General features: G+C 37.0%; 18 protein-coding genes. 4 read left to right on the top strand and 14 right to left on the bottom strand.

Translation table 11 applies throughout. The features are described from left to right. On the top strand, positions 1-326 hold a 326-nt coding region (locus tag ABIZ51_08855), incomplete at its 5' end, for a T9SS type B sorting domain-containing protein (GenBank protein ID MEO7088886.1). A 120-nt stretch (positions 327-446) separates the two neighbouring features. On the opposite strand, the gene ABIZ51_08850 is transcribed toward ABIZ51_08855, so the two are convergent. The 14 genes from ABIZ51_08850 to ABIZ51_08785 form a co-directional block, all read right to left on the bottom strand. Then, positions 447-1,670 carry an RsmB/NOP family class I SAM-dependent RNA methyltransferase gene (locus tag ABIZ51_08850; GenBank protein ID MEO7088885.1) on the bottom strand — a complete coding sequence of 408 codons (1,224 nt, stop codon included), beginning with the start codon at positions 1,668-1,670 and terminating at the stop codon, positions 447-449. A 324-nt stretch (positions 1,671-1,994) separates the two neighbouring features. Then, positions 1,995-2,375: a group III truncated hemoglobin gene (locus ABIZ51_08845; protein ID MEO7088884.1), complete on the bottom strand. Its 381-nt coding sequence runs from the start codon at positions 2,373-2,375 to the stop codon at positions 1,995-1,997. Positions 2,376-2,426: 51 nt separating this feature from the next. Next, positions 2,427-4,721, bottom strand: coding sequence for a UvrD-helicase domain-containing protein (locus ABIZ51_08840; protein MEO7088883.1), 2,295 nt, complete (start codon positions 4,719-4,721; stop codon positions 2,427-2,429). An 88-nt stretch (positions 4,722-4,809) separates the two neighbouring features. Next, on the bottom strand, positions 4,810-5,856 hold the full coding sequence (locus ABIZ51_08835) for a M42 family metallopeptidase (protein ID MEO7088882.1): 1,047 nt from the start codon (positions 5,854-5,856) through the stop codon (positions 4,810-4,812). Positions 5,857-5,942: 86 nt separating this feature from the next. Continuing rightward, a complete protein-coding gene (pyk, locus tag ABIZ51_08830; protein ID MEO7088881.1) occupies positions 5,943-7,367 on the bottom strand; it encodes a pyruvate kinase in 1,425 nt (474 codons plus the stop codon). 2 nt (positions 7,368-7,369) lie between these two features. After that, positions 7,370-7,843 (bottom strand): IPExxxVDY family protein, encoded by a 474-nt coding sequence (locus ABIZ51_08825; GenBank protein ID MEO7088880.1) that lies wholly within the window; start codon positions 7,841-7,843, stop codon positions 7,370-7,372. A 77-nt stretch (positions 7,844-7,920) separates the two neighbouring features. Next, positions 7,921-8,655 (bottom strand): dienelactone hydrolase family protein, encoded by a 735-nt coding sequence (locus ABIZ51_08820; protein MEO7088879.1) that lies wholly within the window; start codon positions 8,653-8,655, stop codon positions 7,921-7,923. A 149-nt stretch (positions 8,656-8,804) separates the two neighbouring features. Beyond that, positions 8,805-10,271 (bottom strand): IMP dehydrogenase, encoded by a 1,467-nt coding sequence (gene guaB / locus ABIZ51_08815; protein MEO7088878.1) that lies wholly within the window; start codon positions 10,269-10,271, stop codon positions 8,805-8,807. Between the two features lie 122 nt (positions 10,272-10,393). Next, positions 10,394-10,912 (bottom strand): hypothetical protein, encoded by a 519-nt coding sequence (locus tag ABIZ51_08810; protein ID MEO7088877.1) that lies wholly within the window; start codon positions 10,910-10,912, stop codon positions 10,394-10,396. 7 nt (positions 10,913-10,919) lie between these two features. Beyond that, entirely contained in the window at positions 10,920-11,405 is a 486-nt protein-coding gene (locus tag ABIZ51_08805; GenBank protein ID MEO7088876.1) for a hypothetical protein, read from the bottom strand. 118 nt (positions 11,406-11,523) lie between these two features. Then, positions 11,524-12,078, bottom strand: a complete 555-nt coding sequence (locus tag ABIZ51_08800; protein ID MEO7088875.1) for a sigma-70 family RNA polymerase sigma factor — start codon at positions 12,076-12,078, stop codon at positions 11,524-11,526. 52 nt (positions 12,079-12,130) lie between these two features. Then, positions 12,131-13,084: a transketolase family protein gene (locus ABIZ51_08795; GenBank protein MEO7088874.1), complete on the bottom strand. Its 954-nt coding sequence runs from the start codon at positions 13,082-13,084 to the stop codon at positions 12,131-12,133. A gap of 13 nt (positions 13,085-13,097) precedes the next feature. After that, on the bottom strand, positions 13,098-14,450 hold the full coding sequence (locus tag ABIZ51_08790; GenBank protein MEO7088873.1) for a VWA domain-containing protein: 1,353 nt from the start codon (positions 14,448-14,450) through the stop codon (positions 13,098-13,100). Between the two features lie 37 nt (positions 14,451-14,487). Beyond that, on the bottom strand, positions 14,488-15,342 hold the full coding sequence (locus tag ABIZ51_08785) for a transketolase (protein ID MEO7088872.1): 855 nt from the start codon (positions 15,340-15,342) through the stop codon (positions 14,488-14,490). Positions 15,343-15,540: 198 nt separating this feature from the next. Here ABIZ51_08785 and ychF point away from each other — a divergent pair, with 198 nt between their 5' ends. The 3 genes from ychF (at position 15,541) to ABIZ51_08770 (ending at position 21,318) form a co-directional block, all read left to right on the top strand. Continuing rightward, positions 15,541-16,641 carry a redox-regulated ATPase YchF gene (ychF, locus tag ABIZ51_08780; protein ID MEO7088871.1) on the top strand — a complete coding sequence of 367 codons (1,101 nt, stop codon included), beginning with the start codon at positions 15,541-15,543 and terminating at the stop codon, positions 16,639-16,641. 133 nt (positions 16,642-16,774) lie between these two features. Continuing rightward, positions 16,775-18,622 carry a DNA topoisomerase IV subunit B gene (locus ABIZ51_08775; protein MEO7088870.1) on the top strand — a complete coding sequence of 616 codons (1,848 nt, stop codon included), beginning with the start codon at positions 16,775-16,777 and terminating at the stop codon, positions 18,620-18,622. Between the two features lie 20 nt (positions 18,623-18,642). Continuing rightward, entirely contained in the window at positions 18,643-21,318 is a 2,676-nt protein-coding gene (locus ABIZ51_08770; GenBank protein MEO7088869.1) for a DNA gyrase/topoisomerase IV subunit A, read from the top strand. Positions 21,319-21,320: the final 2 nt, after the last annotated feature.

The raw sequence follows: 21,320 nt of genomic DNA, 5'->3' as shown, positions 1-21,320 counted from the left end.
GTACCGACAGCATTAGTAAAACGGTGTACATCGAAGGACAATACGTGATATATGTTCCCAATGCTTTTACTCCTAATGGAGACGGAACGAATGATACCTTTTATCCGAAAGGAACTGGCATTGATCCGAACAACTATCAAATGTATATCTTCGACAGATGGGGAAATCTCATCTTCTATACCACTAATCTAAGTCAGGGTTGGGACGGTAAAGTAATGGGAGGAGCAAACATCGTTCAACAAGATGTATATGTTTGGAAAATTGTAACAAAGGATTTTTTAGGACATATACATTTGTATATGGGTCATGTAACACTATTAAAATAGTTAAGCCTTTTACTATTCAAAAAGCATCTTCGAAAAAATATTTTTTCGAAGATGCTTTTTGTACACAAAATATTATGATTGATTTTTTAAATATTTTTTTTATGCTTCGCTTCAGAAAAATTATTTTTTTCGTTCGAGAAGCGCCATGTAAAAACCATCGCAGTTCATCAATTCAGGCGAATATCTTTTTTCTCCCATGAATTCAAAATCTGGATTTCTGGCAATAAATTTTTTTATTTGCTCTTCTCCTTCCGATGGTAACACGCTACACACCGCGTATACCATCTTCCCGCCAACTTTCGTCATGTGCGAATAACGTTCTAAAATTTCGCTTTGTTCTATTTTTACACGCTCAATTTCTTCTGCAGTTATTTTCCATTTGCTATCTGGGTTTCTTCTCAACACTCCCAAACCTGAACACGGGACATCCAGCAAAACTCTATCGCCAGTGCCATTCAAACGCTTTGTTGTTTTTGACGATTCAATTATTTTTGCTTCAATAATGCTTGCTCCCGCACGCGATGCTCTTTTTTTAAGTTCTGCTAATTTCCAATCTTTTGTATCAAGTGCAATAATTCTTCCTTTATTTTTCATGAAAGAAGAAAGGTGCATTGTTTTTCCTCCTGTGCCTGCACATCCATCTATCACACGCATTCCAGGTTTTACATCTAAAAAATCAGCTACCATTTGCGATGCAGAATCTTGTACTTCAAATAATCCTTGACGAAATGCTTCGGTACGAAAAACGTTTCTACTAAATTTTAATTCGAGTGCGTACGGCGACCAAACTACTGGAAAAGTTTCCACTTGTTCTTCTGCCAATAATGTTTGTAATTCGCTTAATGTTGTTTTTAATAAATTGACACGTAAAAACATGGAGGGCTTTTTATTCAATGCCCGCGCCATATTCGTCCATTTTGCACCTATTTCTTTTTCGCATAATTTATCCAACCAATCCGGAAACGATTCTCGAATCGCACGAATGCGTTCGAATTTTTTTAATTTTAAATCTACTTTTTCAGGATGAACGGAATGGAATCGACCGCTTTCTGGTAATTCGAAATTGCGCATCACTAACCAAGTGCCGAACAAATCCCAACAATTTTTTTCCGATACAATATTATCTACTCCGGCTACTGTTGTTAATAAACGCCAATTGCGAACCATATCATACACTGTATCGGAAACGAATGCGCGATCTTTTACGCCCCATTTTTTATTGGCACGCATCGTTTTTTCGATGGCTTTATCAGCATAATTTTTTTCTTCAAAAATAAATTTGAGTGTGGCGAAAATTTCAAGAATGTGTTTGGTATGAAATTTTAGGTGGAATTCTTTTTTCATTTCGTAAAGATAACCGAAATAGTTTTCGGGTGATAAACCTTCTGTAAAAAGTATAAAAGATAGCATCCTGATATGAGAGCAGGTTTGAAAATATTTTGTTGATTTTATTCCGCATTTTATAAATAGTGTTTCGGGTAACTGTTTTCAACACCGCTAGGCAAAGGACTTTTATCACCCGTGCTAAATGTATTTTATGCTTTACTTAATGATTGGATATTTGCTGTATCAATCTGCAAAAATATCTATGAAATGCGAAGAAGTATAATTGTTGATTAATAAGAGGGTTAAACGATTGTGATTTTTATTGTCCGAAAAAATAATTTTTCAACCGCGCATATTTTCCACTTTGTGAAGCATTACGGAAGCAATCGAATTGGCTTTTGATTTTGTTTCTTCTGTTTTTTCTCCTTGAAAAAGAGAATCGAGGGATTGAAAAAATAATTTTTTCCAGCGTTCAAAATGCTCGGGTAATAACATTATTTTTTTGTCGAGCTGTATATGTACGAGCATTGGATTGCCTTTGTAATTGCTATTCCCGAATAATAACCCTTCCCAGAAATCGTACATAATGGGTAAATGCTTTTCCCAATTTACACTTGCAATATCATTAAAAATAAATCCGATGAGTTCGTCCTTTCGCACTTCTTCGTAAAAATGATTGATGAGCAGTTCTATATCTTTACGATTTTGTATATCTTTTTTCATGTTTGAAAAATTATTTTTTCAAGCGCCTTTTTTGGCTTCAAAAATCATCGATTAATTTAAAATTTTCAGCTTCGCGAATTTCAACAGCAATTGTTTTTGTCCAACGCCTTGAAAAAACACAGTGGCTTTGTTGTTCGGAAAAACGCCTTCCATATTAATTACTTTTCCGTTTCCAAACCGTTCGTGCGAAACTTCCATTCCCACTTGTAAATCTTTCAAATGACTGTTGTCGTAGATTTCACCAGAAGCAGGTTTCGCCGCATTCACTTTCACAAAATTCTTTTTCGGTTCGGCTGAAAAAGTTTTTTCAGGAGCTGTATTTTTTGTTCTGTTAAATGTTTTAAAAAATCCTTGCTGACTTTCTGCATTCGCAGTTCTTTCAGGAGGCATTTCCACGAATTTATCGCCCAACTCTTCAATAAAACGACTGGGTTCGCAACCGGTTAAGTTTCCCCATTTGTAGCGCGTTGTAGCATACGAAACAGAAACTTTTTTTTCGGCTCGCGTAAGCGCCACATAAAACAATCTGCGTTCTTCTTCCAAATCCGTTCTGGAATTAAGCGACATCTGCGAAGGAAATAAATTTTCTTCCACGCCCACAATATACACGTACGGAAACTCCAAGCCTTTGGAAGCATGAATAGTCATCAACGAAACAACATCTTTTTCTTCTGGATTTTCTTTTTTATCAGCATCCGTAAGCAAAGCAATGTCTTCCATAAATTCGGGAAGTGTGCGAAAAATAATTTCTTCGGCTTCATTTTTTTCTTCCGAAAAATCTTTTAATCCATTTAATAATTCTTGAATATTTTCATTTCGCGCAACTCCTTCAGGCGTTTTATCTGTATATAAATCTTTTAAAACTCCAGATGTCGAAGCGATGTGCGAACCGCTGTCGTAAGCATTTTGCGTAGGAAGAATGGCGGAAAAACTTTTTATCGAAGTATAAAATCCGAATATTTTTTCACGTGTTCCCGCATTTAATTCCAAATTAAAATCGTTCAAATTTTCAATTACCGTCCAAATGCTTACATCGTTATCTCCTGCAGCAATAACCATTTTGTCGAGCGTTGTAGTACCAATTCCGCGTGCCGGATAATTGATAATTCTTTTCAGCGCTTCTTCGTCATGCGGATTAATACTGAGTCGGAAATACGCCAATAAATCTTTTATTTCCTTGCGTTGATAAAACGACATTCCTCCAAAAATTCGGTACGGAATTCCTTTTTTTCGCAGTGCTTCTTCCATAGAACGCGATTGTGCGTTAGTACGATAAAGTATAGCAAATTCAGCATTCTGCGACTGATTATTCATTTTTGTTTCGAAGATGGAATGCGCCACAATTTGACCTTCTTCGTTGTCCGACATGGCGCGCATCACTTTAATTTTTTCGCCTGTATCGTTACTTGTCCACACTTCTTTTTTCAACTTCACTTCATTCTTTTCAATCACAGTATTTGCAGCGTTTACAATGTTTTGCGTAGAGCGATAATTTTGTTCGAGTTTATACGTGTGTAAATCCGGATAATCTTTTTCGAAGTTTAAAATGTTCTGAATATTGGCTCCGCGAAAAGCGTATATGCTTTGTGCGTCATCTCCAACCACACAAATATTTTCGTTCAAAGCCGCCAATTGTTTCACAATTACGTATTGCGAAAAATTCGTGTCTTGATACTCATCCACCATAATATATTTAAACTTGTGTTGATATTTGTGCAACACTTCTGGGAAATCGCGCAGCAACACATTTGTTTTAAAAAGCAAATCGTCAAAATCCATTGCACCTGCTTTAAAACAGCGTTTGGAATATAATTCATACACCAAACCCATTTTCGGTTTTGCTGCCATTTTATCATCGTTCAGCGTTTGCGGATTGGCATTGTACGCTGCTGCAGAAATCAATTTGTTTTTCGCATCCGAAATGCGAGACAAAACGGTAGAAGCCTTGTAAATCTTCTCATCCAAACCCTGTTCCTTTAAAATATCTTTGATTAATCCTTTCGAATCTTCGGTATCGTAAATCGTGAAATTATTTGGATAACCTAATTTTGTAGCTTCTGCGCGCAATATTTTTGCAAACACGGAATGGAAAGTTCCCATCCATAAATTTTTCGCATCGTTGCCTACAATTTTTGCAACACGTTCTTTCATAGCACGTGCAGCTTTATTGGTAAACGTAAGTGATAAAATTTGGAAAGGATCAACGCCTTTTTGAATCAAGTGTGCAATGCGATACGTCAGTACGCGCGTTTTTCCAGAACCAGCTCCGGCAATAATCATTACCGGACCTTCTGTGCATTCCACTGCCTGACGTTGCGGCTCGTTCAGCTCGTTCAAATAATCCATCCGAAAAAATATTTTTTTGATTGTGTTTTCAAAAGTACAGCTTTTGAAGAAGAATTTCGTCTCCGAAAAATTAATTTTTCAAACGCTTTTATTTGAAACTCCAATCATAGGTATCTAATTCTTGCACGCAATGTTTCAATAAATCGATGCTGGCACGAACATCGTCTTTGTCGCACATTTCAATTACTTGATGAATGTGTCGCGTTGGAATAGAAACCGCTCCTGCAATAGATCCGCCAGCTGTCATGCGTTGGATGCCTGCGGTGTCTGTTCCACCTGCTGGTAAAATTTCTGGTTGCCATTTTATTTTATTTTTGATGGCTGTCTTTTTCATGAATTCCACCATTCGATAATCACAAATAGTAGATGAATCCATAATTTTAATTCCGGTTCCATTTCCCAGAACAGTTATTTTTTCGTGTGCTTGTGCACCCGGAACATCAAATGCAATAGTGGTATCTAATCCGAAACCAAAATCAGGTTGTATTTTAAGTGCGGAAACATTGGCGCCGCGAATACCAACTTCTTCTTGAACCGTAAAAACGGCGTACACATCGTACGGCGGATTTTTTAATTCTTTCAGCATTTCAATCAAAATAAAAACAGAAACGCGGTTGTCTAACGATTTACAATTTACGCAATTTCCCATTTCAATTAATTCGCGCTGACGCGTAACGGTATCGCCAATTTTAATAATTTTTTCAACTTCTTTTTTCGGCATTCCGAGATCAATAAAATAATCGCTTAAAGGCACTATTTTAGAGCGTTCTTCCGCTGTCATTACGTGGATGGGTTTGCTTCCCATTACGCCAATCACATCTTTTTTTCCGTGTACGATAACGCGCTGTGCCGTTAATGTTTTCGGGTCAAATCCGCCAAGCGGGATGAAACGCAAAAATCCTTGATCATCAATGTGCGTAACAATGAACCCGATTTCGTCCATGTGCGCAGCAATCATCACTTTTTTATTTTTTTTACCTTTTCGGAAAGCCACCACATTGCCCATGTTATCAATACTTACGCTGTCCACGTGATTTTTTATTTCTTTCAGAACAAGCTCTCTCACGCGTTGTTCATGTCCTGGCGCACCAGTAGTTTCACAAATTGTTTTCAGTAATTTTATGTTTATCGACATAGTTTTTAGGAGTTAAAAAATTATTTTTTTGATGCGTTATTTTTTCGATTAAAATTGGGGGTTGAAAAATTATTTTTTCAAACAGATTAACTGATATAACTCAACTTCAACATATTCGTTCTACCTTTTTCTTTCATCGGAATACTGGCAATATTAATCACTAAATCGTCTTTTTTTACAAAATTATTTTCTTTCAAATATAATTTTAAATCAGTGATGGTTTTGTCGGTACTCTCGTATTTATCGTAATAAAAACCAAGCACGCCCCAAACTAAACTCAGCGAAGTAAGCAAAGGGCGATTATCCGTAAAAATATAAATAGCTGCCTTTGGGCGATGGCTCGAAATTCGAAACGCGGTATATCCAGAATTCGTCATGGAAATAATTGCGCTCACATCCGCTTGTTGCGCCATTACGCAAGCGTTGTAGCAAATCGAATCCGACACAAATGTTTGTGTTTTCAGCATCGGTGCGTGTTCACGATTGTAAATACTGTCTTCCTGTTCCACTCTTTTCACGATGCGGTGCATGTGTTCGATCACATTTACAGGATATATTCCGACAGACGTTTCCGCGCTCAACATCACTGCATCCGCGCCATCCATCACGGCATTCGCTACGTCGTTTACTTCGGCACGTGTTGGCGAAGAATTTAAAATCATGCTCTCCATCATTTGCGTCGCGATGATAACGGGTTTCGATGCTTTAATACATTTATGCACCAACATTTTCTGGATCATCGGTACTTGTTCCATCGGCATTTCTACGCCTAAATCGCCACGTGCCACCATAATTCCGTCCGCTAAATCAATGATAGCATCAATTTCGTTGATGGCTTCTGGTTTTTCTATTTTCGCGATGACGCGCGCATTTTTATTATTTTTTTTGATGAGATTTTTCAAATCCACAATATCATTGGCGGAGCGCACAAACGACAAGCCAATCCATTCCACATCATTTTCCAACGCGAAATGCAAATCGCTGATGTCTTTTTCAGTTAAGCAAGGCAAAGAAATTTTTGTATTCGGCAGATTCACTCCTTTTTTGGATGATAATTTTCCGCCAAAAATAATTTTTGCTTTTACTTCGTTTTCACGATTGGTCGCTAACACTTTCAGCAATAATTTTCCATCGTCAATCAACACATTATCACCCACAGCAACGTCTTTCGGAAACTGCGGATACGTGATGTAAATTTTTTCTGCAGTACCGATACATTCCTTGGTAGTAATGGTAATTTCGTTTCCAGAAATAATTTCCACGCTATTATTTTCTACATCGCCGATGCGTAATTTCGGTCCTTGTAAATCGGCTAAAATTCCAATATGTCTACTTTGTTCTTTGTTAATTTCACGGACGTTTAAAATAATTTTTTTGACCACATCGTATGAGCCATGAGAGAAATTAATGCGGCAAATATTTACGCCCGCAGCAATAATTTTTTCCAGCATTTCTTTTGATTCCGTAGCGGGACCAATCGTTGCAATAATTTTTGTTTTGTTGTTTAACATTTCTAAAATAATAAATTTTGTTTTGATTTTAATTTTGTCGGATCAATACTGTACGCCGTAATAACTGCCGGAATTTCCAATAATTTGGAAAGTATTTTTTCAGTATTCGACGATTCGCTTTTCAGTAATAAAAAATAATCACATTGTTTTTCTTCCAGAATTAACCATTCTTTTAAAGGCTCTTTTGTCGGAATGCTAATTTGGTATGAAAGATTGATTTCAGAGGGCTTAACACGTGTTCCTTCATTTCTCAATAAATAATATTCAGAACATTCATCGCTGTTTGTAAATGCGTACATCGAAAATTCTGCAAAATTTATTTCAGTGTTTTTGAGGCATAAATTTTCTGCTTTTTGAAGTTCCATTCCAAGTTTTGCGTTCAACAACCAGCAAATACGATGTTCTTTCTCGGTGCTGCAAATTCCGATAAGCGCAAAATCGTAATCGTATTGTATGTCGAGTTTAAATTTTTTCAATTCGTAAAAAACGTAAAGATATTAACCTCTGCGCATTATTTCAAATAAATTTAGGAGAAATTTGGAGGTTGAAAAAATTAATTTTTAGGGACTTGGCGCATAAACATTAAAATGGCTAACCAATATTCGTGATAGCTGGGATCTTCTACCCACAATGCTTTAGAGCCATGTTCGCCAACTGTAGCGGGAGCAAAAACAATTTTATGTTTGGACACGATATCTTTCGCTAATTCGGCTACTTTCGGAGCTTCTTCGCGCGTAGACGCAATAAAAACAGCTTTGTCTAAGTTTTTTATTGCGACTTTCACGTTCACATTTTTTAAATATTCGCCCGGACTAAACGCCATCACAGCCTTTACTTTTTCGTTAGTAACAGCAATCATTAAAGCCAAGGACGCAGAATAAGAACTTCCAACCAACAATACTCTTTTTCCATTTTGGTTGAAAGCGTAATTGATGGCGCCCAAAATATCTTTTTCTGCACTCATAAAATCGGTGGGCATTCGTTTGGCTTCTGCCAGATTTGCGGTTTCATCAATTTCTCCATTAACTTCTTTACCAGAACGCAAATCAACAGCAATACAATTATATCCAAGCCGACTAAATTTTTTGGCAGTTTCTTGATATTCTCCGCGGCTATAGCCAGCTTGGTGGCAAAGCACCATGTAGGGCAGCGTATCGTTCACTAAGTATAAATCGGCAGTAACAATTAAATTGTCGGTGGAAAGGAACGTAATTTTCCTCTGCCCCATTGTGGTAGTAGAGACAAACAACGTTGCAATAAAGCATATTTGAAAAAAAAGATTTTTCATTGGCATAAAATTAATAAAAAGAATTGGTTTTGAAAAATTATTTTTTTGAAGTGCTATTCTGAATAAAGTCAAAAACGCGAATTAAACTATTTCTAGGATTCTGAAATCGATATCTTCCCACGCTCGCAAACTTTCAAATAAAAGCAATATTAACGACTGTAATTAGGTGCTTCGCGAGTAATAAAAACTCCGTGTGGATGACTTTCGGTAATTCCTGCTGAAGTAATGCGAATAAATTTCGCATCGTGTAATTTGGAAATATTTTTTGCTCCGCAGTAACCCATTCCAGCGCGTAATCCGCCTACAAATTGATAAATGACTTCGGCTAAAGTGCCTTTGTAAGGTACTCTTCCAGAAATTCCTTCGGGAACTAATTTTTTGATATCGTCTTCTGCATCCTGAAAATAACGGTCTTTAGAGCCTTTTTGCATGGCTTCAATAGAACCCATTCCGCGGTACGATTTGAATTTTCTACCTTCGTAAATAATTGTTTCGCCCGGCGATTCTGCCACACCAGCGAACAAAGAACCCGCCATTACAGTACTCGCACCGGCTGCAAGTGCTTTTACAATATCGCCTGTAAAACGAATTCCTCCATCTGCAATTACCGGAACGCCCTTACCTTTTAAAGCTTTCGCCACATCGTAAACGGCGGTTAATTGCGGTACGCCCACACCTGCAATAACGCGTGTGGTACAAATAGAACCTGGACCAATGCCTACTTTTACAGCATCTGCACCTGCCTTTACCAATGCCAATGCGGCTTCGGCAGTTGCTACATTACCCACTACCACTTGTAAATTCGGAAACATTTTTTTTACTTTCTTCAATGCTTCGATAACGTACATGGAATGTCCATGAGCGGTATCAATTACAATGGCATCTACACCTGCTTTTACCAAAGCTTCCACACGTTGCAACATATCAGTAGTTATGCCAACAGCTGCTGCTACGCGCAATCTACCAAATTCATCCTTGCTTGCGTTTGGTCTTACTTTTATTTTGATGATGTCTTTATACGTAATTAATCCAACCAATGTATTGTCTTTATCAACTACCGGAAGTTTTTCGATTTTATAATTTTGAAGAATTTCTTCGGCTTTTTTCAAATCCGTTCCACGTTTGGCTGTAATGATATTTTCCTTTGTCATCACTTCAATAACCGGACGTTTCAGATTTTTTTCGAAACGTAAATCGCGATTCGTTACAATGCCTACTAATTTATTTTGCTTTGATACAACAGGGATTCCGCCGATTTTAAATTCTTTCATTAAATCCAATGCGTCCGAAACCTTAGCATTTTCAAGCAAAGTAACAGGATCTTGAATCATGCCACTTTCCGAACGTTTTACCTTTCGAACTTGTTCGGCTTGCAACTGAATGCTCATATTTTTATGAAGCACGCCAATTCCGCCTTCTCCGGCAATGGCAATCGCCAATTCCGATTCGGTAACCGTATCCATAGCTGCCGAAACAATCGGTGCATTTAATTTTATTTTTTTTGTAAACTGAGTGGAGATGTCCACTTCGCGTGGAAGTACTTCTGAATAAGCTGGTACTAAAAGAACATCATCGTAGGTAAGTCCTTCACCTATAAATTTGGAATCTGGTAACATGTGTTTGAATTTTGTGATAAAATTCGCGCAAAGTTACTAAAAAATCAACTTGCAAAATAAATTGTTCTAAAAATAGCGTTTGAAAAATTATTTTTTTGAACGCCTTTTTTTACTAAAAAAAATTATTGTTGTCTCGCTCCTCCTTCTTGGTTGCGGTTTTTTAGCTGATTAATCAGATATACTTTAAATTGTTCTTCGGCTTCGTAAAATTTTGCCACTTTCTTTATGGGTAAAACAGCTTTGAATTTTGCGAGGTATTCTTTCACCACATCCAATTCTTGCTGACGGTAAATAATTTCGCCATCTACCAATGTTTCCAAATCTTTATCCGACATATTATCTACTCCTTCCTCTTTGGCTTGCGCCATATTTTTTCGATGATTTTTACGGAGCGTTCCCAAGTCCGCTTCGTACTGATTGTAAACGGGCCAAAAAACCTGCGCCTCTTGCGGAGTGAGCGCTAATTTATCGGTGATAAACGCAATTTTCATTGCTTCTACTTTTTGTTTTTTAGTTTGAGCGGGCGCATCGTTACTTTGGTTTTGTGCTTTTAAAGGCGAAAAAGAGGTTGCGAAAAAAGCGATTAAAATGCTGCTCGCAAAAATATTTTTTCGAAGATGAATAGAAAATATTTTTTTCATAATGGATTTAATTTGTAGCGTTAGTAATGGTATTTACGTCCACATCGTTATCAATTAAATAGTTGACGATGGGTTGATCGTTATCTGTTTTTTGAGTGCTTGCAACTTTATTATCAGGCATAGATTCAATGAGTAATGTTTCATCATCCACCGATAAATTATCCGTTAAAGCAGTTGTAATTTCGTCTGTAGAGGGTGCAGATTTTTGTACTCCATTTTTAGAGAGATAGAAAAAATATCCTCCACTCATCAATAAAATAAGTATTCCGAACGCAATATATTTTCGGCGCATCAAAAAAATAATTTTTTCGAGCACTGAAATTTTATGTGTATTTTCTTGCGCACACCTTTCCTGAATCAACATCGGTAATTCATCAAAATAATCAGCGGGCACTTCAAATGGAAGTTTTCTGTCGAGTGAAAAAAGTTTCGACGCGCTGTTTTTCAACTCATCAAAATCTTCTTCGTCCAAAAAAATATTTTCCGTATTCATCTTTATTAAACTTTTCCTTTTGATAGTGTAATTTTCTTTTTCAATAGATTAATTTCCTCGTTTGATAGTGCAAAATTAGAAAGGTTTAATCCGAAAACACAAAATCTTCATGCAATTTTCATCCATTTTTGATGATGTTCTCTATTTTTTTTACAGCATGATGATATGATGCTTTCAACGCGCCGACAGATGTATCAAGGATTTTAGACATTTCTTCGTACTTTATATTGTCAAAATATTTCATATTAAAAACGATGCGTTGTTTGTTTGGAAGCGTTAAAATCGCATTTTGCAATTTCAACTGAATTTCATCGCCTTTCATGTATTGATCGCTTTGCAAAGAGTTGGACAAAGAATATTCTACATCCGAAAAAGGAACGAGATTTTTGCGCTTTTTTTGTTTTAAAAAAGTCAGTGATTCATTGGTAGCAATGCGATACAGCCAAGTGTATAATTGAGAATCTTCCTTAAAACCATCTAAATTTTTCCACACTTTGATAAATACATTTTGGGTAACATCGTTGCTATCGTCGTGGTCGATAAGGATTTTGCGAATGTGCCAATATATTTTTTTTTGATACTTGCGTACGATAAGATTAAATGCAAAATTCCTTTCCGCTAAATCGGAATTTTTGAATTTATCTAATAGTTCTTTATCGCTGTATTCTTGCATTTTACAGAGGTAGTCAATTGTTTTTTACATGCAAAAATAAGGCTTCGAAAAATTATTTTTTCGAGTGCACTTTTTGAGCTGCATTCACAATGTCAATGGTATCCAAACCGTATTTAGTCATCAATTCATCGGGCGTTCCGCTTTCTCCAAACGAATCTTTCACAGCAACCATTTCCATCGGTGCCGGATTTTTCCGAGCTAATAATTGTGCGATGCTATCGCCCAAACCGCCATTCATTTGGTGTTCTTCCGCACTTACCACACATTTTGTTTTTCGTACAGAATTCAAAATCGCTTCTTCGTCTAACGGTTTAATTGTATGAATATTGATGACTTCCGTAGAAATTCCTTTTTGTTCTAATATTTCAGCGGCTTCAAGGACTTTCCAAACCAAATGTCCGGTAACAAAAATACTTACATCTTTTCCTTCGTTTAAAAGAATTGCTTTTCCAATTTGAAAAACGTGATCGGCAGGCGTAAAATTAGGAACCGCTGGTCGCCCGAAACGTAAATAAACAGGTCCTTGATAGGCAGCAATGGCAAGCGTTGCCGCTTTTGTTTGATTGTAATCACACGGATTAATTACCGTCATGCCTGGCAACATTTTCATCAAGCCAATGTCTTCTAAAATTTGATGTGTCGCGCCATCTTCACCTAATGTTAAGCCAGCATGAGACGCACATATTTTTACATTTTTTCCTGAATAGGCAATGGATTGACGAATTTGATCGTACACGCGACCCGTCGAAAAATTAGCAAATGTGCCCGTAAACGGAATTTTCCCACCGATGGTTAAACCAGCTGCAATGCCCATCATATTTGCTTCTGCAATACCGACTTGAAAAAAACGCTCCGGAAATTCTTTCGCAAAAGCATCCATTTTTAAAGAGCCAGTAAGATCGGCGCACAAAGCAACAATGTTGGAATTGTTTTTTCCAAGTTCATGCAAACCTGCACCAAATCCAGAACGTGTGTCTTTTTTCTCGTTAAAAAAATATTTTTTCATAGCTCAAATTTCATTAATATAATTGGACTTGTGTCGAAGAACCGGAATCTATTTTAAATGTTTTTTCGATGCTGTAAATACATTGAGTGGCTTCTCTGGCGCGGAATTCCAAACGATAATGACCCGGTTGCAAAACAATTGTTTGTTGTGTTTGATTTTCAATTAGGTTACAAACCCAAGCAAGCGTACCGTTATTCTCCAAATAAATACTTCCAGGACCAGCAGAAGGTTTTAAAATAGTAACGCTTCCTGCTTGCGGAATTTGCACAGTGGTGGTAGTACTTTCGGAAATTTTCACATCGTTGATATACGTCCGCGGAAGCGTAAGAATTTCCAAATCGTATTTCCCGACAATGTATTTTTCACTCGTATTAAACGCTTGAATATTGAGCGTATTCATATCGCTTTTTTTTCGCACGATGGTTTGTAAAACGTTGTAATTATTATATCCATCAATTGCCAAATACAAATAACCTTGCGGTGCGTCAAGCGCGATAATATTGTGTTTCCCAGGCGTAAGTGTAATGTCGGATTTTTCCACTTCCGGAATTGTGTGCACCACCAAATGGTATTTTACCAAAGGATCTAAAGGAATGGTATCTGGATTTCCTCTAGCGTTAATTGTATGAATATAATTGTATTTTATTTGTCCGCTTACTTGATCGTAAAACGTCATATCGGTATTGGTTTCCGTCGGTTTTCCTTTTATATCGAGTAAATTTACTTGCGCGGTAGTATTGTCCAAAGCCTGTGAAATCACAATGTTTAAGATATTTGTGAAATTTGCTTCGTTGGTTACTTGATAAAAAGTGCCGACACAATCAAATGCTTTTCCGAAATCTTCGTTGGCGCCAATTCCGATAATAAATGGTTTTAAAATAATTCCCTTTTTTTGTAAAGCAAGAGAAACTGCGCAGGGATCGCCGTCGCATTCTTCAATACCATCCGTAATTAAAATCACAATATTTCTACAATTATCGCGCGGCGGAAAATCGTTTCCACATTGTTCCAGAGAATACGCAATCGGCGTTGTTCCTTTCGGTTCAATATTATCAATGGCTTTTTTAATGGCAGGAATATTATCTCCGCCGAAAGGCACCATTAATTTTGTATCATGACAGTTTCTAACGGGCTCAAGCGCATATTGTGCACCGTACACACGCAAAGCAATTTGTAAATGATCACGACCTTGCAAACTGTCTAAAAACTGAGAAAGCAAGCGTTTCGCAATGTCAATTTTAATTCCTGTTTTCCATGTTCCAAACATACTGAAAGACGCATCGAACATAAACAAAACGCGCGTTGTTGGTTTGTTGTCGGTTTGCGCACGCAACACAATCGGTTGCAAGCAAGCGAAAATGAGCATTAGAAAAAATATTTTTTTGAACGACTTTAAAACCATGTTAATTTTGGTAATCTCCTAATGTTTCAGGAAGCTGTGCCAATGCTTTTGCCAATTGTTCATCGTTAGGTGCTACGCCATGCCATTTGTGCGAACCCATCATAAAATCAACACCATTTCCCATTTCAGTTTTCATTAAAATGAGAACAGGTTTTCCTTTTCCGGTATGTGTTTTAGCTATTTTTAATGTTTCGATTACTTCTGAAATATTATTTCCGTTCATACTCAAAACATCCCAGCCGAAAGCTTGCCATTTTGCTTTTAAATCGCCCATCGGCAATACATTTTCGGTAGAGCCATCTATTTGCTGTCCGTTCATATCCACGGTAGAAATAATATTATCCACCTTACGCGCAGCGCCAAACATAGCAGCTTCCCAAATTTGTCCCTCCTGCAATTCACCATCTCCATGTAATGTAAAAATAAGAGAATTGTCTTTGTTTAATTTTTTTGCGAGTGCTGCACCCAATGCAACAGATAATCCTTGTCCGAGAGATCCAGAAGCGATGCGTATTCCCGGTAAACCTTCGTGCGTGGTAGGATGACCTTGCAAACGAGAATTTAATTTTCGGAACGTAGCCAATTCCTTTACAGGAAAATATCCAGAACGCGCTAAAACACTATAAAATACGGGAGAAATATGTCCGTTGGATAGAAAAAAAATATCCTCTCCAATACCATCCATCGAAAACTTTTTTTTCGGATCGTGTTTTAAAATATCGAAATACAAAGCAGTAAAATATTCTACACAGCCCAACGATCCGCCTGGATGACCTGAATTTACGGCGTGAACCATACGAACAATGTCTCGTCTTACTTGGGAACAAATTTTTTCCAATTCAGCAATTGTGGGCATATCAAATAGTTGTAAAGGTTAAAAAGAAAGGCTCAAAAGTAAATTTTTTTAAGAGGGGGATAAGCAATGTTAATAACATTTAGAAAATTGTTGAAAATTCAATAAAATTAAGCTAAACGAGCGAATTATCGAGCGCAGATTTTGGTATCTTTGTTGGCTGAAAAAAAATGTAAAAACACTAAAAATCATACTTGAATTATGGGATTACAATGTGGGATTGTGGGATTGCCGAACGTAGGAAAATCAACCCTTTTTAATTGTTTATCGAATGCAAAAGCGCAAGCGGCAAATTTTCCGTTTTGTACCATTGAACCCAATATTGGCGTGATTACAGTGCCAGATGAGCGTTTATCGAAACTCGAATTTTTAGTAAAACCAGAACGTGTGGTGCCTACAACTGTTGAGATTGTGGACATTGCCGGATTGGTAAAAGGTGCCAGCAAAGGCGAAGGTTTGGGTAATAAATTTTTGGGGAACATTCGTGAAACAAATGCGATTATTCATGTATTGAGATGTTTCGATGATGACAACGTGGTTCACGTGGATGGTTCTATTAATCCGGTGCGCGACAAAGAAATCATCGATACAGAATTGCAAATAAAAGATTTAGAATCGGTGGACGCGAAATTGAAAAGAGTTGAAAAGCAAGCGAAAACAGGGAATGATAAAGACGCAAAAAAAGCATTTGAAGTCCTTTTAAAAGTAAAAGAAACCTTGGAACAAGGCAAATCTGCTCGTTTAGCTGATATTTCTCCAGAAGATGTAAAACACTTGGCAGACATTCATTTATTAACTATAAAACCCGTTTTATACGTATGCAATGTGGACGAAGCATCTGTGAAAACAGGAAATAAATACGTGGATGTTGTAAAAGAATTAGTAAAATCAGAAAATGCAGAAGTGATTATTATTACGGCGGCAATGGAAGCCGAAATTGCTTCTTTGGAAACGTACGAAGAACGCCAACTATTTTTAGCGGAAATGGGATTGAGCGAGCCAGGTGTAAATAAACTTATAAATGCTGCTTATCGATTACTGAATTTGCAAACATATTTTACCGCAGGTGTAAAAGAAGTACGCGCTTGGACGATTGAAAAAGGAATGACCGCGCCTCAAGCAGCGGGCGTTATTCATACCGATTTTGAAAAAGGATTTATCAAAGCAGAAGTGATTAAATACAAAGATTTTATCGCATTAGGTTCTGAATCTGCTTGTCGCGATGCCGGAAAATTAGGAATAGAAGGAAAAGAATATGTAGTTGATGACGGAGATGTAATGCACTTCCGATTTAATGTGTAATTGAATGAAGAAAAAATAGTCCTCCGAAAAATTATTTTTTCAAACACTTTTTTGGAGCAAGAAAATAGGTCGTCAAAAAAATAATTTTTCGAAGAGTAAAAAAACAAGAAAATAAATTATCAGTAAAATAAAAATGGCTGAACCAAAATACAACGAAGACAGTATCCGATCGCTGGAATGGCACGAACACATTCGTTTGCGCCCGGGAATGTACATCGGAAAACTGGGCGACGGATCATCGCAAGATGATGGAATTTATATTTTGTTGAAGGAAGTAATTGACAATTGCATCGATGAATTTGTGATGGGCAATGGTCGCACAATCGAAATAAGTATTAAAGATAAAATTGTACGCGTGCGCGATTACGGTCGTGGAATTCCACTCGGAAAAGTAATTGATTGCGTTTCAAAAATAAATACTGGAGCCAAATACGATTCAGAAGCATTTAAAAAATCGGTTGGATTAAATGGTGTCGGAACAAAGGCTGTGAATGCGCTTTCCAGCTTTTTTAAAGTACAATCTTTTCGCGATGAAAAAGTGAAAAATGCCGAATTCGAAAGAGGAAATCTAAAAAAAGACGACGCGATTACGGCTTCTGATTCACGCAAAGGAACGCTGATTACGTTTACGCCCGACGAACAAATTTTCGGCAATTTCCATTACATCAATGAGTATGTGGAAAAAATGCTTTGGAATTATGCCTACCTCAATACGGGTTTAACAATTAGTTACAACGGAAATAAATTTTATTCCGAAAACGGATTGCACGATTTGTTGCAGCAAAATATAAATGGCCCAATTTTATATCCCATCGTTCATTTAAAAGGTTTTGATATTGAAGTCGCGATTACACATAGCAATGCGCAATATGGAGAAGAATATTATTCGTTTGTAAACGGACAACATACCACGCAAGGCGGAACACATCAAGGCGCATTTAGAGAAGGAATTGTACGCACGATACGTGAATTTTACAAAAAAGAATTTGAAGCTGTTGATGTGCGAACTTCCGTCATCGCTGCTATCAGCATAAAAGTGCAGGAACCTGTTTTTGAATCTCAAACAAAAACAAAATTAGGTTCGCAAGAAATTTCTCCGAAAGGTCCTTCTGTAAAGGCGTTTGTTGGTGATTTTCTAAAAACCGCGTTGGATAATTTTTTACATAAGAATCCACAGGTTGCAGAAGTTTTACTCGCTAAAATAATACAATCAGAAAGAGAACGAAAAGAACTTTCTGGCATCCAAAAATTAGCGCGCGACCGTGCTAAAAAAGCAAGTTTGCACAATCGTAAATTGCGTGATTGTAAAATTCATTACAACAGCAACGACAATCGCAGACTGGAAACCAGCATTTTTATTTGTGAAGGAGATTCCGCGAGCGGTTCCATTACCAAAACGCGCGATGTAGATACGCAAGCCGTTTTTAGTTTAAAAGGAAAACCCTTGAATGCGTTCGGACTCACCAAAAAAATTGTGTACGAAAACGAAGAATTTAATTTATTGCAATCCGCTTTAAATATTGAAGATGGACTCGAAAATTTACGTTATAATAATGTCGTAGTTGCCACAGATGCCGATGTAGACGGAATGCACATTCGTTTGTTGTTGATGACATTTTTTCTGCAATTTTTTCCGGATTTAGTAAAGAATGGACACATTTATATTTTACAAACTCCTTTGTTTCGTGTGCGAAATAAGAAAGAAACAATTTATTGTTATTCAGAAGAAGAACGAAAAAAAGCCTTGGAAAAATTGGGTGCAAAGCCAGAAATAACACGATTTAAAGGCTTGGGAGAAATTTCTCCAGATGAGTTTAAACACTTCATCGGAAAAGACATTCGCTTGGAACCAGTTATCATCAAAAAAGAAAATGCGATTGCCGAAATTCTGAATTATTACATGGGAAAAAATACGCAAGAGCGCCAAGATTTTATCATCCAAAATTTACGTGTAGAAAAAGATTTAGCGGAAAGTGTTTAAATTAATTTGATTGCAAAAGCATGAGCGAAAACATCGAAAATACAGATCAAAACGAAGCTTTTGAAAATTCAGGAAGCGATTCTGCTAACATCATTCCCATTTCGGGAATGTATCAAAATTGGTTTTTAGATTACGCATCGTATGTTATTTTAGAGCGTGCTGTTCCCGCCATTGAAGATGGTTTGAAGCCAGTTCAACGCCGACTTTTACACTCGATGTGGGAAATGGAAGACGGACGTTACAATAAAGTTGCCAACGTAATTGGTCATACGATGAAATACCATCCGCATGGAGATGCCTCTATTGGCGATGCTTTGGTGGCTTTAGGACAAAAAAATATTTTGATTGATGCACAAGGAAACTGGGGAAATATTTTAACCGGAGATTCCGCTGCTGCTGCGCGATACATTGAAGCACGACTTTCTAAATTTGCATTGGAAGTTGTTTTTAATCCGAAAACAACCGAGTGGCTTACCAGTTATGACGGGCGAAACAAAGAACCCGATGTACTTCCGGTAAAATTTCCATTGTTGCTGGCACAAGGTGTGGAAGGCATTGCCGTTGGTTTGGCATGTAAAATAGTACCGCATAATTTCAATGAATTAATCGACGCTTCCATTGCTATTTTAAGAGGTAAAAAAGTAGAAATATATCCTGATTTTCCGACTGGCGGAATGGCGGATTTTTCGAATTACAATGAAGGTTTGCGAGGTGGAAGAATTCGTGTACGCGCGAAAATTTCACAATTGGATAAAAAAACATTGTTGATTACTGAAATTCCATTTGGTACAACGACCACATCATTGATTGATTCAATTGTTTCTGCAAATGATAAAGGTAAAATAAAAATCAGAAAAGTAGAAGACAACACTGCCGAAAATGTAGAAATCGCGGTGCATTTGGCTCCTGGAATTTCGCCTGATAAAACCATTGACGCGTTGTACGCTTTTACATCTTGCGAAACGCCTATTTCGCCCAATGCGTGTATCATTGAAGACAATAAACCGCGGTTTGTGGGTGTCAATGAAATGTTGAAAACCTCAACACATCAAACGTTGCAATTGTTGCGCAAAGAATTGGAAATTGAAAAAGCAGAATTACAAGAATCTTTTCTTTTTGCTTCGCTCGAAAAGATTTTTATCAAAGATGAAATGTATATTGATTTCAAAAAATATTCAGATAAAACAACATTATTCGACTACTTAGACGGACGTTTTGCGAAATACAAAAAACAATTTATTCGTGAAATTACCAACGATGATTTTGAAAAACTAACTCAAATTCCGATGATTCGCATCACACGTTTTGATTCTGCGAAAGCAGATGAAAAAATGAAAACCTTGGATACGCGCATCAAAGAAATTGAACATCATTTGGTTCATCTGGTTGATTATGCAGTGGAGTATTTTAAAAATCTAAAAAAGAAATACGGAACAGGACGCGAACGCAAAACAGAAATAAAATCGTTTGAAAACATTGTTGCTTCAAGCGTTGTGATTGCGAATGAAAAATTATACGTGAATCGCGAAGATGGTTTTGCTGGTTACGGACTTAAAAAAGACGAATTTGTTTCCGATTGTTCTGACATTGATGAAATTATTATTTTCAGAAAAAATGGAACAATGATGGTTACTAAAATATCCGAAAAAGCCTTTGTTGGAAAGGATTTAATTCACATTGCGGTTTTCAAGAAAAACGATGAACGCACCATTTACAACATGATTTATACCGATGGCGCAAAAGGTGCGGTGATGATGAAACGCTTTGCTGTTACGGGGACTACGCGCGACAAAGAATATATTTTAACGAAAGGAACTGCTAATTCGGAAGTACTTTATTTTACTGCAAATCCGAATGGAGAAGCGGAAGTGGTAACTGTTTTTCACAAAGCCATGGCTGGATTGCGCAAAGTAGAATTTGATGTTAATTTTTCGGAATTGGCAATTAAAGGTAGAAATTCCATCGGAAATATTGTAACGAAATATCCAGTGCGAAAAATTATTCTTGCCGAAAAAGGTTTGTCTACGCTTGGTGCGCGAAAAATTTGGTTTGACGATACCGTGAAACGCTTGAATTCAGATGTGCGTGGAACGTATCTCGGAGAATTTGGTGCGGAAGATAAAATTTTGACCATCACGCAAAGTGGACATTACAAGCTCAATTCGCATGATTTATCTACACATTTTGAAGATGATATTGTGTTGATAGAAAAATATTTTCCGAACCAGCCCGTAACGACTATTTATTACGACGGAGAAAGTAAAAATTATTTTGCGAAACGTTTTTTATTGGAAGCAAGCGATAAAAAAATAGTATTTATAAGCGAAAACCCGGAATCAAGAATGGAACTGGTTACAACAGATACCAATCCGATTGTGGAACTGAAATTCAGTAAAAATAAAGACAAAGAAATACCCGATGAAAAAATAAATTTAGTTAGCTTCATCGGCGTAAAAGGCTTGAAAGCAAAGGGAAATAGACTTAGCAATGGAAAAATAAAAGAAATTAATTTGCTTCCGTCGGAAGAAATTCCCTTGGACGTAGAAGCCGAAAATTTTGAAGAAAGTGGACTTTCGCCTGTGGAAGAATTACGCAAAACAGTTCATAAAGACCCTGTTGTTCCTGAAAAATCCGAAGAGAAAAATAAAAAAAAATCAGACGAAGATAAACTTAACCAAATGACGCTTGGTTTTTAAAG

The sequence above is a fragment of the Bacteroidia bacterium genome, assembly GCA_039924845.1.
Lineage (GTDB): Bacteria > Bacteroidota > Bacteroidia > DATLTG01 > DATLTG01 > DATLTG01.
The sequence above is the reverse complement of the archived record's forward strand: the minus strand, read 5'-3'. Positions and strand labels throughout refer to the sequence as shown.

Bases quoted from the DNA above. Each gene is read 5' to 3' on its own strand.
- ABIZ51_08770 (MEO7088869.1), top strand. From the start codon at position 18,643: ATGAGCGAAAACATCGAAAATACAGATCAAAACGAAGCTTTTGAAAAT.
- ABIZ51_08800 (MEO7088875.1), bottom strand. From the start codon at position 12,078: ATGCAAGAATACAGCGATAAAGAACTATTAGATAAATTCAAAAATTCC.
- ABIZ51_08775 (MEO7088870.1), top strand. From the start codon at position 16,775: ATGGCTGAACCAAAATACAACGAAGACAGTATCCGATCGCTGGAATGG.
- ychF (MEO7088871.1), top strand. From the start codon at position 15,541: ATGGGATTACAATGTGGGATTGTGGGATTGCCGAACGTAGGAAAATCA.
- ABIZ51_08795 (MEO7088874.1), bottom strand. From the start codon at position 13,084: ATGAAAAAATATTTTTTTAACGAGAAAAAAGACACACGTTCTGGATTT.
- ABIZ51_08810 (MEO7088877.1), bottom strand. From the start codon at position 10,912: ATGAAAAAAATATTTTCTATTCATCTTCGAAAAAATATTTTTGCGAGC.
- ABIZ51_08840 (MEO7088883.1), bottom strand. From the start codon at position 4,721: ATGGATTATTTGAACGAGCTGAACGAGCCGCAACGTCAGGCAGTGGAA.
- ABIZ51_08785 (MEO7088872.1), bottom strand. From the start codon at position 15,342: ATGCCCACAATTGCTGAATTGGAAAAAATTTGTTCCCAAGTAAGACGA.
- ABIZ51_08790 (MEO7088873.1), bottom strand. From the start codon at position 14,450: ATGCTCATTTTCGCTTGCTTGCAACCGATTGTGTTGCGTGCGCAAACC.
- pyk (MEO7088881.1), bottom strand. From the start codon at position 7,367: ATGTTAAACAACAAAACAAAAATTATTGCAACGATTGGTCCCGCTACG.
- guaB (MEO7088878.1), bottom strand. From the start codon at position 10,271: ATGTTACCAGATTCCAAATTTATAGGTGAAGGACTTACCTACGATGAT.
- ABIZ51_08820 (MEO7088879.1), bottom strand. From the start codon at position 8,655: ATGAAAAATCTTTTTTTTCAAATATGCTTTATTGCAACGTTGTTTGTC.
- ABIZ51_08845 (MEO7088884.1), bottom strand. From the start codon at position 2,375: ATGAAAAAAGATATACAAAATCGTAAAGATATAGAACTGCTCATCAAT.
- ABIZ51_08835 (MEO7088882.1), bottom strand. From the start codon at position 5,856: ATGTCGATAAACATAAAATTACTGAAAACAATTTGTGAAACTACTGGT.
- ABIZ51_08850 (MEO7088885.1), bottom strand. From the start codon at position 1,670: ATGAAAAAAGAATTCCACCTAAAATTTCATACCAAACACATTCTTGAA.
- ABIZ51_08805 (MEO7088876.1), bottom strand. From the start codon at position 11,405: ATGAATACGGAAAATATTTTTTTGGACGAAGAAGATTTTGATGAGTTG.